Raw genomic sequence first — 16,544 nt, forward strand, 5'->3', positions numbered from 1 at the left:
CCCGAGCTCGAGACGCGCATCGCGATCCTGCGCAAGAAGGCCATCAGCGAGGGGATGGACGCCCCTGACGACGTGATGGAGTACATCGCTTCGCACATCTCCACCAACATCCGTGAGCTCGAGGGCGCGCTGATCCGCGTCACGGCGTTCGCATCGCTGAACAAGCAGCCGGTGGACCTGCCGCTGGCGGAGCTCGTGCTCAAGGACCTCATCACGGACGACGGCGGCCAGGAGATCACGGCGGCCTCGATCCTCGGGCAGACCGCGGCATTCTTCAACATCACGCTGGATGAGCTGAAGTCCAAGTCTCGCACCCGCACGCTCGTGACCGCCCGGCAGATCGCCATGTATCTGTTGCGGGAGCTCACGGACATGTCGCTGCCGAAGATCGGCCAGGAGCTGGGCGGGCGGGACCACACCACGGTCATGCACGCGGACCGCAAGATTCGCACGCTGATGGCGGAGCGGCGCCAGATCTTCGACCAGGTGACCGAGCTGACCAACCGCATCAAGCAGCAGTCGCGCGAAGGCTGACACTGCCGCCGCACCCACTCGGCAGGAGGGGATCCCTGGACTTGGTCCCGGGGATCCCCTTTTTCCTGTCGTTCATCCACAGGCTGCGCCCGCACCGGCACTGGACCGGGGTGCCCTCATCCACATGATTCGACGGGTGTGTGGACGCGCTGTGAACAGCCGCCCGAGGGGCGGTGTGGAAAAATCTGTGGACAACCGGGGTCCGACCGTGGACAACTCGCCGGAATCGGTGGGTGGAGTTGTGGAATCCCCGGAATCACGCGGAAGTTCTGCACGCCACGGCCACAGCCCGACCTCGATCCATCCACAACCGATCAACACCCAGAACCCACGGATCCGCTGCGATGAAGGCGGTTATCCACAGAGTCCACAGGGGTTGTTAACACTTCTACCCCTTAAGAAAAGATCCACCGAATAACAAAAATCCTGACCTCCGCACGCCCGAACGAGCCCTGAGACCTCTGTAATTACACGAATCCTCAGACCCTGCCGTACAGAGTGGACTCCAGAGACTCACTACAGGTCGATGCCTGTCCGCCCCGCCGGATACCATGCAGGCACGACACTTCTGTTCTCCGGCAAAAGAGGGGCCCTCCGTGAAGTTCTCCGTCGAGCGCGACGTACTGGCCGAAGCAGTCACCTGGACTGCTCGTTCACTGTCCCCTCGCCCGCCCGTCCCCGTGCTCTCTGGGCTGCTGATCAAGGCCGAGAACGGGTCCCTGTCCATCGCGAGCTTCGACTACGAGATCTCCGCACGCCTGACCATCAGCGCTGACGTGATCGAGGAGGGGACCACCCTGGTCTCCGGCCGACTGCTCGCGGACATCTGCCGTTCCCTTCCCTCAGCACCTGTGCAGCTGGAGGCAGAGGGGGGAAAGGTCACACTCACGTGCCGGTCCTCCAAGTTCAACCTCGCGGCCATGCCAGTGGAGGACTACCCCCAGCTGCCGGGGCTGCCGGAACTCTCCGGCGTCGTCGCCGGGGACGAGTTCGCCCACGCGGTTGCCCAGGTGAACATCGCGGCCTCCAAGGACGACACCCTGCCGATCCTCACCGGAATCCGGGTGGAAATTGAGGGTGAGAAGATGACGCTGCTCGCCACGGACCGCTACCGCCTGGCCATGCGGGAGCTCACCTGGCGCCCCTCCGACCCCACCATCTCCACGGCCGCCCTCATCAAGGCCAAGACGCTCAACGACATCGCCAAGACGCTCGGGTCCTCCGGTGACGTGAACATCGCGCTGGCGGAGAACACCGAGCTCGTCGGTTTCGAGTCCGGCGGCCGACGCACCACGAGCCTGCTGATCGACGGCGAGTACCCGAAGATCCGCTCCCTCTTCCCGGAGAACACACCCATCACGGCGGTTGTGCGCACCTCCGAGCTCGTGGAGGCGGTGCGTCGCGTGTCTCTGGTGGCTGAGCGCAACACGCCCGTGCGTCTGGCCTTCAGCGAGGGGCAGGTGGCGCTGGACGCCGGTACCGGGGAGGACGCCCAGGCCTCCGAGGTACTCGACGCGCAGCTCAACGGGGACGACATCACCGTGGCGTTCAACCCCACGTACCTCTCCGAGGGCCTGCACGCCTTCGACTCCGCATACGTCAGGTTCTCCTTCACCGCCCCGCCCAAGCCCGCGGTGCTCTCGGCACAGGGAGACTCCGAGGGTGAGGACGACGTCACGTACAAGTACCTGCTCATGCCGGTTCGACTGCCCAACCAGTGATCGTGTGTTCGTAGACCACCTCTCGCTCCTGGACTTCCGCACCTACCACACCCTCGACCTCCCGCTGGCCCCGGGTCTCACGGTGTTCGTGGGACCCAACGGCGTGGGGAAGACCAACATCGTGGAGGCCTTGGACTGGGCCGCCACGCTCGGATCGCACCGGGTCTCGGGCAACGGCCCGCTGATCGCCACAGGTTCGGAGCGGGCGGTGATCCGCACCCGCGTGGACAGGGCCGGTCAGCGCACGGTCCTGGAGTACGAGCTCAACGCGGCACAGGCCAACCGGGTTCGGATCAACCGAGCGGCACCCGTCCGGGCCCGGGAAGCCCTCGGCACGCTGCACACGGTGCTCTTCTCCCCGGAGGACCTCACCCTCGTCAAGGGGGACCCCTCGCACCGGCGACGTTTCCTGGACGACCTCGCCACGGCCATGCGGCCTGTGCTCTCCGCGGCCCGCTCCGACTACGAGCGAGCACTCAAGCAGCGCAACGCCCTGCTGAAGTCCACCCGCGGCCGGCGCGGCTTCGACGAGTCGGACCGGGCCACTCTTTCGGTGTGGAACGACCAGCTCGCGCGCGCCGGTGCGGCCGTCATGGGTGCCCGCCTGCAGCTGCTGGAGGCACTGGAACCCGAGGTGGACCGCGCCTACCAGCAGCTCACCGACGGCCCCAAGCACGTCTCGCTCGGCTACGAGAGCTCCTCCGTGGCCCCTGGCACGGACCAGCGGGCGCTCGCGCACTTCTCCGTGGCGGACCTCTACGACCTGATGATGCAGGCGTTCGAGCGGATGGAGCGCCAGGAGCGCGAGCGCGGTCTGACCCTGGTGGGCCCGCACCGTGACGACCTCCTGATCCGACTGGGCGAGACCCCCGCCAAGGGCTACGCGTCCCACGGGGAGACCTGGTCCACTGCCCTCGCCCTGCGTCTCGGCTCGTGGTACGTCCACCTCGCGGACGATCCCGGCCGGGGCTCGGCGCCCGTCCTGATCCTGGACGACGTCTTCGCGGAGCTCGACGCCCGACGCCGCCGCCGCCTGGCTGAGCTCGTGGGGCAGGCCGAACAGGTGCTTGTCACCGCGGCCGTGGACGAGGACCTGCCGCTCGCGCTGCTCGAGCACACCCACACCGTGGTGGATGTGGAACCGGGCTCGGTCGCCGTGCGCGGCGACGCGTCGTCGTCGTCCGAGATCGTCCGGCATACCCAGGGCGAAGAAGGCGGGAACGGCGAGGACCACGGGGACCGCCACGACGGCGGCGACCGCAGCGGGCCCGGACCTGAAGGTGTGGAAAGCGCGACGAGGGGAGCCGAGGGTGGCTGAACCCGCACACCGGGACGTGGTGGACGCCGCCGCCGTGGCGTTGCAGCGCGTCCGCAAGGCTGCCCAGGGCCGCGGGGACATGCCGCTGTCCAAGGCCGCCGCGGCCAAGAACATGCGGGCCTTCGGCACCGCGATGGAGGAAGGCACGGGGTCCCCGGCTCTGCGCAGGTCCACCCGGTTCGGCACGGATCCGCGCCAGCTGGGAGGATTCTCCGGCCCCGGAAAATCTGCGCGGGACCCCAGACCACTGTCCTCCGTCGTGGACACCCTGATGACCCACAGGGGGTGGAAGACGCCCGTGAACGTGAGCACGGTGCTCGCGGACTGGCCGTCCCTGGTGGGTGTGCGAAACGCCGAGCATTCGTGGCCGGAGCACTTCGAGGACACCGTGGTGCGGGTGCGCTGCGACTCCACCGCGTACGCCACGCAGCTGCGCCTGATGCAGTCCGCGATCCTCGCGAACTTCGCGGACAAGCTCGGGGAGGGCATCGTGACCCGGCTGGAGATCCACGGGCCCGTGGGACCTAGCTGGAAGCGCGGACGGTGGCGTGTGCAGGGGCGCGGGCCACGGGACACCTACGGTTAGTCAGCGGTCCGGGGACCCGCCGACTCGACCCAGTGGCCCAGGAGGCACCACCCAGCACCCGGGGACCACCGCCAGCGCCCCGTCAGCGGCGGACACGAGTACGTCCGATCCGCGAGACGCGGCTCACCGGTCGGCCCAAAAACTGGCCAGAATCCTGCGAGCCGGTCCGCACCCCGAAAATGGCTCCACCCTGCGGCGAGGGGTTCCGGAGCGTCTGCGGGCCGTTCAGCGCGTCATCCGGTAGAATGTGGAGTCACAGATCTTCGTCCCGCCAGCCGATGAGCCGCGAGCCGTCTCATCGGCTGCACTCATGTGGGCGGGCGGTGATCGACATCCAATACGCAGGAGGACCGGAAACCCCGTGGCTACAGAGGATCCCCTAGAGCACGAGTACGGCGCGAGCGACATCACCGTTCTGGAAGGCCTCGAGGCGGTCAGGAAACGCCCCGGGATGTACATCGGCTCCACTGGTCCCAGGGGCCTGCACCACCTGGTCTACGAGGTGGTCGACAACTCCGTGGACGAGGCGCTCGCCGGGTACTGCGACAACATCGAGATCACGCTGCAGTCGGACGGCGGGGTGCGCGTCTCCGACAACGGCCGCGGCATCCCGGTGGACATGCACCCCACCGAGGGCAGACCCACGGTGGAGGTCGTGATGACCATCCTGCACGCCGGCGGCAAGTTCGGCGGCGGCGGGTACGCGGTCTCGGGCGGCCTGCACGGCGTCGGCATCTCCGTGGTCAACGCCCTGTCCCGTCTCGTGGAGACAGAGGTGCGCCGCCAGGGTTACGTGTGGCGCATGAGTTTTGCCAACGGCGGGCACCCCCAGGGCGAGCTGGCGCGCGGGGAACAGACGCAGGAGACTGGCACCACACAGGTCTTCTACCCGGATCCCGAGATCTTCGAGACCGTCGACTTCGACTTCGAGACCCTGCGCGCCCGCTTCCAGCAGATGGCGTTCCTGAACAAGGGCCTGCGGATCAGCCTCACGGACGAGCGGGCCACGGAGGAGACCGGCGACGAGATCGCCGGTGACGCCCCCGCGGACGTCACCGGCCCCCTCGAGGGCCAGGACGGCGGCACGATCGGTGCGGACGAGGCGGCTGCTGCCATCTCGGGCGCCCGCCAGGTGGTCTACTGCTACGAGGACGGCCTGCTGGACTACGTGACGTTCCTGAACTCGTCGAAGAAGGCGGAGCTGATCCACGAGGACGTCATCTCGCTCGAGGTGGACGACCCCGAGAAGAAGATGTCGCTCGAGCTGGCGATGCAGTGGACCACGGCGTTCAACGAGTCCGTGCACACCTACGCCAACACCATCAACACCCACGAAGGCGGCACCCACGAAGAGGGGTTCCGCACTGCGCTGACCACCCTGATCAACCGCTACGCGCGGGAGAACAAGATGCTGCGCGACAAGGACGACAACCTCACGGGTGAGGACGTCCGCGAGGGGCTCACCGCGGTGATCTCCATCAAGCTTGCCGAGCCGCAGTTCGAGGGCCAGACCAAGACCAAACTGGGCAACTCGGAGGCCAAGACCTTCGTGCAGCGTGAGATGTTCGACCTGTTCGGGACATGGTTGGAGCGCAACCCCAATCCGGCCAAGGACATCATCCGCAAGGCCATCTACGCCTCCCAGGCGCGGCTCGCGGCCCGCAAGGCCCGCGAGACCACCCGGCGCAAGGGCCTGCTGGAATCGGGCGGCATGCCCGGCAAGCTCAAGGACTGCTCGTCCAAGGACCCCACGCTCTCGGAGATCTACATCGTGGAGGGCGACTCCGCCGGCGGTTCCGCGGTGCAGGGCCGCGACCCGGCCCACCAGGCGATCCTGCCGCTGCGCGGGAAGATCCTGAACGTGGAGCGCGCGCGCCTGGACCGGGCGCTGTCCAACGCGGAGGTGCAGTCCATGATCACCGCGTTCGGCGCGGGGATCGGGGACGACTTCGACATTGAGAAGGCCCGGTACCACAAGATCGTGCTCATGGCCGACGCGGACGTGGACGGCCAGCACATCACCACGCTGCTGCTCACTCTGCTGTTCCGCTTCATGCGTCCGCTGATCGAGCACGGCTACGTGTACCTCGCGCAGCCGCCCCTCTACCGGATCAAGTGGTCCAACGCCGCGCACGACTACGTGTTCTCGGACGCGGAGCGGGACGCCGCTCTGGCCAAGGGCCTGGCGGAGAACCGCCGTCTGCCCAAGGACAACGGCATCCAGCGCTACAAGGGCCTCGGCGAGATGGACTACACGGAGCTGTGGGAGACCACCATGGACCCGGCGCACCGCACCCTGCGCCAGGTCACCATGGACGACGCCGCGGCTGCGGACCAGGTGTTCTCCGTGCTGATGGGCGAGGACGTGGAGTCCCGCCGAGAGTTCATCCAGCGCAATGCCAAGGACATCCGGTTCCTGGACATCTAGTCCGTCCCCGCACACGGTGATAGCCGGACATTCCCCCTCCGGCATGTACAGCAGTGGGCCGTGAAGGCCAAGACGAAACGGATACAGCAACGCATGAGTGACGAGACGCAGGACGGCAACGGTCCCGTGGAGCCGGAGAACACCCCCGAGGTCATCACGGAGGTCGGGACCGGGGAGGTAGAGACCGCTGGAGACCGAGTGGAGCAGATCGACCTGCAGACGGAGATGCAGCGCTCCTACCTGGACTACGCGATGGCCGTGATCGTGGGCCGGGCGCTGCCGGACGTGCGGGACGGCCTCAAGCCGGTGCACCGCCGCGTGATCTACACGATGTACGACGGCGGCTACCGCCCGGAGCGCTCGTTCAACAAGTGCGCGCGCGTCGTCGGCGACGTCATGGGCAACTACCACCCCCACGGTGACTCCGCGATCTACGACGCCCTGGTGCGCCTGATCCAGGGCTGGATCATGCGCTACCCGCTCGCGCTGGGGCAGGGCAACTTCGGCTCCCCGGGCAACGACGGCGCCGCGGCACCGCGGTACACCGAGACCAAGATGGCGCCGCTGGCCATGGAGATGGTCCGGGACATCCACGAGGACACCGTGGACTTCCAGGACAACTACGACGGCAAGCAGCAGGAGCCCACCGTGCTGCCGGCGCGCTTCCCCAACCTGCTGGTCAACGGCTCCTCGGGTATCGCGGTGGGCATGGCCACCAACATCCCCCCGCACAACCTGCGGGAGGTCGCGGACGGCGTCCAGTGGTACCTGCAGAACCCGGACGTGGACCGCGAGACCCTGCTGGAGGAGCTCATCAGGCGCGTCAAGGGCCCGGACTTCCCGTCCGGCGCCCAGATCCTCGGGCACAAGGGCATCGAGCAGGCGTACCGCACCGGCCGCGGCTCGATCACCCAGCGCGCGGTGGTCAGCGTGGAGGAGCTCAACAACCGCACCTGCCTGGTGGTCACGGAGCTGCCGTACCAGGTCAACCCGGACAACCTGGCGATCAAGATCGCCGACCTCGTCAAGGACGGCAAGGTCCAGGGCATCGCGGACATGCGGGACGAGACTTCGGGGCGCACCGGTCAGCGCCTGGTGATCGTGCTCAAGCGGGACGCCGTGCCCAAGGTGGTGCTCAACAACCTCTACAAGCACACGCAGCTGCAGGAGAACTTCTCCGCGAACATGCTCGCGCTCGTGGACGGGGTGCCACGCACGCTGTCCCTGGACGCCTTCGTGTTCCACTGGGTGGCCCATCAGATGGAAGTCATCGTGCGGCGCACCCGGTTCCGCCTCAAGCAGGCGCAGGAGGAGGCGCACATCCTGCTGGGCCTGCTCAAGGCCCTGGACGCCCTGGACGAGGTGATCGCCCTGATCCGCCGCTCGCCCACCGTGGAGGAGGCGCGCTCCGGGCTGATGGAGCTGCTCGGCATCGACGAGGCTCAGGCCCAGGCGATCCTGAACATGCAGTTGCGCCGACTGGCCGCCCTGGAGCGTCAGAAGATCCAGGACCGCCACGCGGAGCTGCAGCGGCTGATTGACGAGTACGAGGCGATCATTGCGTCCGAGGATCGTCAGCGCGAGATCATCTCCGAGGAGCTCGGGGAGATCGTGGAGCGCTACGGGGACGACCGCCGCACGGAGGTGCTCTACGGCTTCGACGGGGACGTCTCCATGGAGGACCTCATTCCGCAGCAGCAGGTGGTGGTCACCATCACCCGCGACGGCTACGTCAAGCGCACCCGCGCGGACGAGTACCGCGCGCAGCACCGCGGCGGCCGGGGCATCAAGGGCGCCCAGCTGCGCGGCGACGACGTCGTGGAGCACTTCTTCGTGACGAACACCCACAACTGGATCCTGTTCTTCACCACCCTGGGGCGGGTATACCGGGTCAAGGCGTACGAGTTCGTGGAGGCCGGGCGTGACGCCAAGGGCCAGCACGTGGCGAACCTCATGGAGTTCCAGCCGGACGAGCGCATTGCCAAGGTCATGGAGCTGCACTCCTACCAGGACGCCCCGTACCTGGTGCTCGCCACCCGCAGCGGGCTGGTCAAGAAGTCCCGTCTCACGGACTACGACACCAACCGTTCCGCCGGCGTGATCGCCATCAACCTGCGCGAGGGCGACGAGCTGGTCTCGGCCATGCTCGTGAACACGGACGACGACATCATGCTGATCTCGCGCCACGGCCAGTCCTTGCGCTTCACGGCCGACGACGACGCCCTGCGCCCCATGGGCCGCGCGACGTCCGGTGTGACGGGCATGAAGTTCCGTTCCGGCGACGAGCTGCTCTCGGCCAACGTGGTCACGGACGACTCGCACGTGTTCGTGGTGACCGAGGGCGGCTACGCCAAGCGCACCGAGGTGCAGGAGTACCGCGTCCAGGGCCGCGGCGGCCTGGGCATCAAGGTGGCCAAGCTCGCCGAGGTCCGTGGTGGCCTGGTGGGCGGTCTGATCGTGGGCGAGAACGACGAGGTGCTCGTGGTCATGGAGAGCGGCAAGGTGGTGCGCTCCAACGTCAGCGAGGTGCCGTCCCGGGGCCGCGACACCATGGGGGTGATCTTCGCGAAGCCCGGTGCCAACGACACCATCGTGGGTGTGGCCCGCAACGCGGAGCGCGAGATCGAGAAGGAAGTGGCCGAGGAGGGCGTCGAGGAGGCCGGGCACGAGGACGTCGCGGCCGCCACAGCGGTCGATCCGTTCGCGCGCACCGAGTCCACGGTCGAGAAGGATGCGATCCGGGGCGGCGAGGGAGAGGCCGTCTCCGAGGAGGTCGACGTCGTGATCGTCGAGGACGCTGGTGACCCGGCGGACGATGCGGATGCAGTAGCGTTGGAGGACAACGACAACGGAGGTGACGCATGAGCGCGAGCTCGGCCTCGAAGGCGGGTCAGACCGTGAAGGCTTCTTCCCCCAAGAAGCCCGCCGCCCAGCAGAGCGGCAGCAGGAAGACCCCGGCCCAGCAGGGTGGCAAGGGCGGCAAGGGTCTCGTGCGGCCGGCACCACGGGCAAAGGTGCGCCGCGCCCGCCTGGTGGTCTCCAAGGTGGACACGTGGTCCGTGCTCAAACTGGCGTTCCTGCTCTCCGTGGCCCTGGGCATCATCACGGTCGTGGCGTCCCTGGTGCTGTGGATCGTGCTGAACCTGACCGGCCTCTTCGACGGGATCAACGAGATGCTCTCCATGCTCGGCGGCAACGCTGGCGGCACAGACATCAAGAAGTTCCTCTCGCTCGGCAACGTGGCCCTGTTCGCCACGGTGATCTCGGTGGCCAATGTGATCCTGCTGTCCGTGCTCTCGGTGCTCGCCGCGCTGCTCTACAACATCGCGGCGTCGCTGATCGGCGGCATCGGGGTCACGCTCACGGACGACTGAGCCCCGGTCGGACCCCTGCACCGAGGGATTTGGTGCGGGGGAGCAACCTCCGGTAAAGTCTTGGCGTGGCCAGGCAGACAGTGTTCTGCTGGCACACGCTGAGGGCGTATAGCTCAGACGGTTAGAGCGCTTCGCTGATAACGAAGAGGTCCCAGGTTCAATTCCTGGTACGCCCACCCCTCGAATTCCCCACCAACCGCGAGATGTTCTCGTTCGGAAGGTTCCCCATGAAGGCTCGTATCGCAGCACTGATCGCCGTTGCCGGACTCTCGGTGGCAGCGGTGAAGTCCTGGCGGGACGCAGAAGCCAGGCGTGAGGCGTGGAATTCGGCCGTGGATCCCGTGGACTGAGTCCCACGGTCGCAGGTGTTCCGCGCGGCGGCGGCGCACCACAATCGAATACGGGGCCTTAGCTCAGTTGGTAGAGCGCTGCCTTTGCAAGGCAGATGTCAGGAGTTCGAATCTCCTAGGCTCCACGGCACACAGACCAGAGGCCGCATCCCGTCGGGGATGCGGCCTCTGGTCGTTCTCACGTGTGGGCAGAGGCGAGGCGCGTGTGTGTCACGCGGAGCCTCGTGCAGGGCAGGGAGGAGTCGCCGTGACAGACTTGGTGTGATGTTGTGACACCCCTCATACCCCGACGTGTGGAGTAGCCGTATGCGCGAGACGACCCCCCTGCAGCCCCTGCCGTCGGTGGACCCCCACGAACGCCTGGAGACGATCCAGCGGTGGCGTCTGATCGGCCCGGGCCTCGTCGTGGCTGCCACGGGTGTGGGGGCTGCCGACATGGTGGCCACCCTGACCGCCGGCTCGCGCTACGGCTACACCCTGCTGTGGGCCGTGGTGGTGGGCACCATCATGAAGATCGTGCTCGTGGAGGGCGCGGGGCGCTACTCGCTGGCCAGCGGTCGCACGATCTTCGAGGGCTGGCGGTCGCTCGGACGCTGGACCACGTGGTACTTCGGCCCGTACATCCTCATTTGGGGCTTCGTGTACGGGGCCACCGCCATGTCCTCCTCCGCGCTGCCGCTCGCTGCGCTCTTCCCCGTGCTGCCACTGTGGGCGTGGGCGATCCTCATGGGTCTGCTCGGCTTCGGCATCGTGTGGGCAGGGCGCTACGCGTTCGTGGAGAAGATCACCGCGGCCATGGTGGGGATCATGTTCCTGGTCATGGTGGGCTTGGCGATCATCACACTGCCCAACATCCCCCAGATGATCACGGGTCTGATCCCCGTGATCCCGCAGGGGGGCGTGGTCTACACGCTGGCCCTGGCAGGCGGCGTGGGCGGAACCATCACCCTGGCGGCATACGGCTACTGGCTGCGGGAGAAGGGCTGGCACCAGCCGCGCTGGATGCGCGTCATGCAACTGGACAACACCGTGGCGTACGTGGTCACGGGCATCTTCGTGCTCGCCATGCTGGTCGTGGGAGCGGAGGTACTCTACTCCGCCGGCTACGCGATCGGCGCCGGTGACAAGGGGCTGCTGGACCTCGACAAGGTGCTGCGGGCGCGCTACGGGGACGTGATCGGAGTGACGTTCCTCGTGGGCTTCTGGGCGGCGTCCTTCTCCTCCGTGGTGGGGGTGTGGTCCGGTGTGTCCCTGATGTTCGCGGACTACTGGGGCAACATCCGCCACAAGCCCAGCGGCCACCCGGACACCCGCAACGGTGGAAAGTACTTCAAGTTCTACCTGCTGTGGCTCACGTTCCCGCCCATGCTGCTGCTGATCCTCGACCGCCCCGTGTTCCTGATCCTGCTCTACGGGGTGCTGGGCGCGCTGTTCATGCCGTTCCTGGCAATCACGTTGCTGGGACTGCTCAACACCTCGCGCACGCCCAAGCGCTGGCGCAACGGGATGTGGACCAACGCCGTGCTCGTGGTGTGCGCCATCCTGTTCATCATCCTGGGCGTCTACCAGACCTACGAGACGGTGTCGGACATCTTCTCCTGACCCTGACTCCGCGCCTGGTTCCGAGCACGGTCTGCCGCCGCGGTGGTGCGGCCACCGGCCCCACCACCGTGCGCGGTGGCCCCGCCGTGGCTCGACCGCACTGGCGGGGCCACCTCTTCCGCGCCGGTGCCGTGCACTCCCACCCCCAGACGACGACGCCGCGCCCCTCGAACGAGGGGCGCGGCGTCGTGGTCAGAGGCACCGGAAGCGGTGTCTCAGGGCCTCAGTGCTTGGGGCCCTGCTTCGGATCGTGCTTGGAGTTGTTGTCGGGAGAGCCCAGCTTGGTGTCGTCGCTGCCGGAGCCCTTGATCTGCTCCTTGACCTCGTTGACGGTCTGCTTGGCGTCCTCCGCCACGGACTTCACGCTGTCCGTGGCGCGGTGGGCCGCCTGCGATGCAGTGCCCTCCTTGTGGACGGGGGAGGACGGATCCTTGACGTCGTCCACCTTCACACCGGCGCCGGCGGCCACGGTGGAGTTGGTGTTGACGGGCGAGGCCGAGACGCGCGGGGACGCGGTCGCGGGGGTCTTCCAGGGGTCCTGGACCGGACGGGAGGCGCGCCACGCTGCCGCACCGGCCACGCCGCCGGCCACGAGCAGGCCGAGGAACAGGAGGCCCTTGTGGCCGCCCTGCGCCTTCTTCTGCTGCTTGGCGTACTCCTTGGCGGAGTTCTTCGCGGCCTTCTGGATGCGCTTGACGGTCTTCTTGTCGCCGGTCAGCTTCGCCACGAGGGCGTCGAACTGGTCCGAGGTGTCCGCGTCCGCGACCTTGGAGGCCAGGGCGGCGACGGCGCCAGAGTACTTCTCCTGGGCGGCGGCACGGCCGCGCGCGGTCTTCTTGGCGGCCTTGGCGGCCAGGGGGGCGGCAGCAGCTGCACCCGCGGCCTTCGCCTTGTCGCTGCGGTGCTTGACGTCCTCACCGAGCTCCTGGGCGCGGCCGAGTCCGTCCTGGACGTACGGGCCGGTGGCCTCGACGCCGCTCGCGAGAGCGGACGCGCCGGCCTGCACACCGTGCTGCAGCTTCTCGCCGAGCTCGCCGATCTCACTGGAGAGCCAGTCCCCGGCGTTGACGACCTTGGACTCCGCGGCCTTGTTGGCGGCCTTGGCCTGCTTCTGGGCCTTGCTCTTGAACAAGCTCATGTCTGTGTCCCTCCTAGAGGTGATGATTCTGCACATCTCCTCTCTCAGCATACGTTCTGCGAACCCTGGAATTCCCGGGGAAAACAGGGGTTCAGGCCGCTTTTCACTGTGCGCTGAACAACGTCGGCCCGCTCTGCCACCGTCCCGGGCCCCGTGCCACAATGACAGGCATGACTTCCGCTATCGCCACGCACAAGGCCACCATCCACACCAACCACGGGGACATCGTGGTGGAGCTCTTCGGCAACCATGCGCCCAAGACGGTCAAGAACTTCGTCGGTCTCTCGGACGGAACCCAGGAGTGGGCCGATCCCCGCACCGGTGAGAAGCAGAACGGCCCCCTCTACAAGGACGTCGTCTTCCACCGCATCATCAAGGACTTCATGATCCAGGGCGGCGATCCGCTGGGTCAGGGCATCGGCGGCCCGGGCTACAACTTCGACGACGAGATCAGCCCGGAACTGAACTTCAACGCCCCCTACATGCTGGCCATGGCCAACGCGGGCACCCGCAACGGCCGCGGCACCAACGGGTCGCAGTTCTTCATCACCACCGCGCCCACCACGTGGCTGCAGGGCAAGCACACCATCTTCGGCGAGGTCGCGGACGACGCCTCCAAGAAGGTCGTGGACGAGCTCAACAACGTGCGCACCGGCGGCCAGGACCGTCCCGTGGAGGACTGCGTGATCACCTCCATCGACGTGGAAGAGGTCTGAGACCCGCACGCCCCCTCTCATGAAGCCCACCCGGTTCTCCGGGTGGGCTTCACGCGTACCCGGGCCCCTGCGCAGCCTGCAGGATCACCGCAGCCCCGCTCCCACCAGTGAACATGCCGGAGAAAACATGAATCCACACTCACCCGACGAACCCCGCGACGAGACGCCCCAGGAGCCCACGCCCGCTGACCGTACCCCCTGGGGTGGCGCCTCCTCCGGTGGGGTCCCGCACGAGACGCCGGCGTCCGGTTCCGCTCCCGACGGCGAGCTGCCGGGCGGCGGGCCCGTCCCCGCCCCGCAGTACGGCCAGTACCTCCCGGGCCACGGTGCTGCCGGTCCCCGCGCCGACGGCGAGCCGTACGGAGCGCAGGACCCGTATGGCGTGCAGCGTCCGCAGGGCGTGGCGGCACCGGGACCCCACGATCCGCGCCGCCCCGTGGGGGCCCCGGCGCGGCGTCGTCGTACCGGGATGCCCGTGACCTGGTGGCTCATCGGGATCTGCGTGGGGGTCTGGGGTGCGCAGTGGCTCGTGGCGCTGCTGACGCCCTACAGCCTGGTCAGGGTGCTCGGCTACGTTCCAGCCCTGACCTGGGATGAGCCGTGGCGGATGCTGACGAGCGGTTTCATCCACTCGATGCCCTCACCGCTGCACCTGCTGCTGAACATGTACACGCTGTACCTCTTCGGGCGGATGCTCGAACCGCTGCTCGGCACGTGGCGCATGCTCGTGCTCTTCCTGCTCTCGGTGCTGGGCGGCTCGGTGGGTGTGCTGCTGCTGGGTGATCCGTGGGTGGTGGTGATCGGGGCCTCTGGCGGAATCTTCGGACTCTTCGGAGCAATGTTCGTGTTCATGCGCCACTTCAAGAACGACATGACGCCGATCGTGGTGCTGATCGTGGTCAACCTGGCCTTCGGCTTTGTGGTGGGAGGCATCGCCTGGCAGGCCCACGTGGGCGGGCTGGTGGTGGGCGGCCTCGTGGCGCTCGCCATGCTCCCTGGGCTGCGGCGGAGTCCGCTCGACTGACTGTCCACAGAGGTTGTCCACACCTGTTAACAACTTACACATCTGTAATTCCACACCTGTGAACACCCTTGTGGACAGTGGGATCCCGGGCGTCCTGACCTCATTCCCACACATGTTGATCGAGATATGCACAATTTTCTCCACACCTGTGGAAAACCTTCGTGCACCGGTTGGGGAGAACCGGGTCCACGTGTGACGTCCACAACTCGTGTGCGGGGGCGCGAATAAATCGTGCGCCGGGGGTGTTCCATGGATTTAGGCTCCAGGCCAGTCATGCCTCGACGACGCGGCACCCCGGATCCCACACCTCCCCGACACCGAGCCGGTACGGCAGTGCCGGGAGAGGATTCAGGTTCCGGTCGGCGTGCACCGCGCAGCATCTTCCGCAATGCGCGCCCAGTCCCGATCCCCGCGGCGTCCCGATCGCCCGGGTCACCTCGAGAATCCCGGAAAGGCCGCGTCTCCATGACCCAGCTGACTCCTGCCCGCCGCCGACTCGCCCTCTTCGCCCTCGCACTGGGCGGCTTCGGCATCGGCTGCACGGAATTCGCCTCCATGGGCCTGCTCCCGCAGATCGCCCAGAACCTCCTGCCCGACCTCTACGGATCCTCCCCCGAGACCGGCATTGCCCACGCCGGATGGCTCGTGAGCGCGTACGCGGTGGGCGTGGTGGTGGGTGCCCCCGTGATCTCCTTCCTGGGGGCGAAGTCCTCCCGCACCGTGATGCTGCTCGTGATGGCCTCCGCCCTGCTGGCGGGCAGCCTGGCCTCCGCGCTCGCGCCGTCCTTCGCGGGGCTGCTGGTGATCCGCTTCCTCGCGGGACTGCCCCACGGGGCGTACTTCGGCCTCGCGTCCCTCGTCGCGGCCACCGTGATGGGCCCGGGCAACCAGGCCAAGGGCGTGGCGCTGGCACTGTCGGGCCTCACGGTCGCCAACGTGGTGGGTGTGCCCGTGATGACGGCGATCGGCCAGGCCTACGGCTGGCGCGCCGCGTACGGGGTGGTGAGCGTGGTCTTCGCCGTGACCGTGATCGGCCTGTGGCTGACGGTCCCGCGGCAGGCCCCGCTGCCCGGTGCCACCCGCCGCGGTGAGCTGAAGGCCTTCACCCTCCCCCAGGTCTGGATCGTCATGGGCGTGGCCGGTGTGGGCTTCGGCGGCTTCTTCGCGATCTACAGCTACCTCTCCCAGATGGGCCGCGAGCTCGCGGGACTGCCCGCGGGTGCCATCCCGTGGCTGCTGGCCGTGGTGGGCGTGGGCATGACGATCGGCAACATCGTGGGCGGCATCAGCGCCGACCGCAGCGCCCGCCGCACGATGGCCGTGGGGTTCCCGGCGCTCGCCGTGGTGCTGCTGCTGATGGGCGCGCTGGGCGGCTCGCCCGTGGGGATCTTCGTGGCGGGGTTCCTGATGTCCCTGGTCAACTCCTACATCATGCCGAGCATCCAGAGCTGGCTGATCACCGCCGCACGCGGCGCGCAGCTGATGGGTGCGTCCCTGAACCACGCGGCGTTCAACGTGGCCAACTCGATCGGCGCGCTGCTCGGCGGCGCCGTGATCTCGGCCGGGTTCGGCTACCGCTCCCCGGCGCTCGTCGCGTGCGCGCTGTCGATCGTGGGCGGGCTGCTGGCGCTGGCGGGCGTCCAGCGGCAGAAGCGGGACCGGCGGCGCCGCGTGGAGTCCGGTTTTCCCGTGACCTCCTCGCAGCAAGCGGTCTGAGCAGGTTTGGACGGCGACGCCGCTCGGCCCCCGTGGT

General features: G+C 67.7%; 13 protein-coding genes and 2 tRNA genes. 14 read left to right on the forward strand and 1 reads right to left on the reverse strand.

What is annotated here, in order from left to right:
* The 11 genes from B3G12_RS10975 to B3G12_RS11025 all read left to right on the forward strand — a co-directional run.
* Window positions 1-534: helix-turn-helix domain-containing protein (locus B3G12_RS10975; protein WP_047979527.1), on the forward strand; the 534-nt coding region annotated here is incomplete at its 5' end.
* Window positions 535-1,130: 596 nt separating this feature from the next.
* Window positions 1,131-2,255, forward strand: coding sequence for a DNA polymerase III subunit beta (gene dnaN / locus B3G12_RS10980; RefSeq protein WP_055086126.1), 1,125 nt, complete (start codon window positions 1,131-1,133; stop codon window positions 2,253-2,255).
* A 4-nt stretch (window positions 2,256-2,259) separates the two neighbouring features.
* Window positions 2,260-3,573, forward strand: a complete 1,314-nt coding sequence (gene recF / locus B3G12_RS10985; protein ID WP_144941532.1) for a DNA replication/repair protein RecF — start codon at window positions 2,260-2,262, stop codon at window positions 3,571-3,573.
* On the forward strand, window positions 3,566-4,159 hold the full coding sequence (locus B3G12_RS10990; RefSeq protein ID WP_144941530.1) for a DUF721 domain-containing protein: 594 nt from the start codon (window positions 3,566-3,568) through the stop codon (window positions 4,157-4,159). The genes recF and B3G12_RS10990 overlap by 8 nt, the downstream gene beginning before the upstream one ends.
* A 361-nt stretch (window positions 4,160-4,520) precedes the next feature.
* Complete coding sequence (gene gyrB / locus B3G12_RS10995) at window positions 4,521-6,587, forward strand: DNA topoisomerase (ATP-hydrolyzing) subunit B (RefSeq protein WP_145011229.1); 2,067 nt, start codon at window positions 4,521-4,523, stop codon at window positions 6,585-6,587.
* Window positions 6,588-6,680: 93 nt separating this feature from the next.
* Complete coding sequence (gene gyrA / locus B3G12_RS11000; protein ID WP_055086132.1) at window positions 6,681-9,452, forward strand: DNA gyrase subunit A; 2,772 nt, start codon at window positions 6,681-6,683, stop codon at window positions 9,450-9,452.
* Window positions 9,449-9,961, forward strand: a complete 513-nt coding sequence (locus B3G12_RS11005; protein ID WP_055086134.1) for a DUF3566 domain-containing protein — start codon at window positions 9,449-9,451, stop codon at window positions 9,959-9,961. The genes gyrA and B3G12_RS11005 overlap by 4 nt, the downstream gene beginning before the upstream one ends.
* Window positions 9,962-10,063: 102 nt before the next feature.
* Window positions 10,064-10,137 (forward strand) — tRNA-Ile (locus B3G12_RS11010).
* Window positions 10,138-10,188: 51 nt separating this feature from the next.
* Window positions 10,189-10,311, forward strand: a complete 123-nt coding sequence (locus B3G12_RS11015) for a hypothetical protein (protein WP_256385958.1) — start codon at window positions 10,189-10,191, stop codon at window positions 10,309-10,311.
* A 52-nt stretch (window positions 10,312-10,363) separates the two neighbouring features.
* Window positions 10,364-10,436 (forward strand) — tRNA-Ala (locus tag B3G12_RS11020).
* A 181-nt stretch (window positions 10,437-10,617) separates the two neighbouring features.
* Window positions 10,618-11,913, forward strand: a complete 1,296-nt coding sequence (locus B3G12_RS11025) for an Nramp family divalent metal transporter (RefSeq protein WP_144941528.1) — start codon at window positions 10,618-10,620, stop codon at window positions 11,911-11,913.
* Window positions 11,914-12,136: 223 nt separating this feature from the next.
* Here the strand turns inward: B3G12_RS11025 and B3G12_RS11030 are convergent, their stop codons facing one another.
* Complete coding sequence (locus B3G12_RS11030; RefSeq protein ID WP_145011232.1) at window positions 12,137-13,051, reverse strand: hypothetical protein; 915 nt, start codon at window positions 13,049-13,051, stop codon at window positions 12,137-12,139.
* Window positions 13,052-13,212: 161 nt separating this feature from the next.
* Here B3G12_RS11030 and B3G12_RS11035 point away from each other — a divergent pair, with 161 nt between their 5' ends.
* From B3G12_RS11035 to B3G12_RS11045, 3 genes are all read left to right on the forward strand, one after another.
* Window positions 13,213-13,767 carry a peptidylprolyl isomerase gene (locus B3G12_RS11035; protein WP_174233399.1) on the forward strand — a complete coding sequence of 185 codons (555 nt, stop codon included), beginning with the start codon at window positions 13,213-13,215 and terminating at the stop codon, window positions 13,765-13,767.
* A 127-nt stretch (window positions 13,768-13,894) separates the two neighbouring features.
* The gene (locus tag B3G12_RS11040) at window positions 13,895-14,791 is read left to right on the forward strand and encodes a rhomboid family intramembrane serine protease (RefSeq protein ID WP_290500364.1); all 897 of its coding nucleotides are present in this window, start codon (window positions 13,895-13,897) and stop codon (window positions 14,789-14,791) included.
* A gap of 465 nt (window positions 14,792-15,256) precedes the next feature.
* Window positions 15,257-16,507 (forward strand): MFS transporter, encoded by a 1,251-nt coding sequence (locus tag B3G12_RS11045; protein ID WP_055086142.1) that lies wholly within the window; start codon window positions 15,257-15,259, stop codon window positions 16,505-16,507.
* Window positions 16,508-16,544: the final 37 nt, after the last annotated feature.

Origin of the sequence: Kocuria sp. UBA5001 (assembly GCF_002398425.1) — a bacterium.
Taxonomy (GTDB): domain Bacteria; phylum Actinomycetota; class Actinomycetes; order Actinomycetales; family Micrococcaceae; genus Kocuria; species Kocuria salsicia.

Excerpts from the sequence above, each read along its gene's own strand:
- gyrA (WP_055086132.1), top strand. The coding sequence starts at position 6,681 with ATGAGTGACGAGACGCAGGACGGCAACGGTCCCGTGGAGCCGGAGAAC.
- B3G12_RS11005 (WP_055086134.1), top strand. The coding sequence starts at position 9,449 with ATGAGCGCGAGCTCGGCCTCGAAGGCGGGTCAGACCGTGAAGGCTTCT.
- B3G12_RS11015 (WP_256385958.1), top strand. The coding sequence starts at position 10,189 with ATGAAGGCTCGTATCGCAGCACTGATCGCCGTTGCCGGACTCTCGGTG.
- B3G12_RS11025 (WP_144941528.1), top strand. The coding sequence starts at position 10,618 with ATGCGCGAGACGACCCCCCTGCAGCCCCTGCCGTCGGTGGACCCCCAC.
- B3G12_RS11030 (WP_145011232.1), bottom strand. The coding sequence starts at position 13,051 with ATGAGCTTGTTCAAGAGCAAGGCCCAGAAGCAGGCCAAGGCCGCCAAC.
- B3G12_RS11035 (WP_174233399.1), top strand. The coding sequence starts at position 13,213 with ATGACAGGCATGACTTCCGCTATCGCCACGCACAAGGCCACCATCCAC.
- B3G12_RS11040 (WP_290500364.1), top strand. The coding sequence starts at position 13,895 with ATGAATCCACACTCACCCGACGAACCCCGCGACGAGACGCCCCAGGAG.
- B3G12_RS11045 (WP_055086142.1), top strand. The coding sequence starts at position 15,257 with ATGACCCAGCTGACTCCTGCCCGCCGCCGACTCGCCCTCTTCGCCCTC.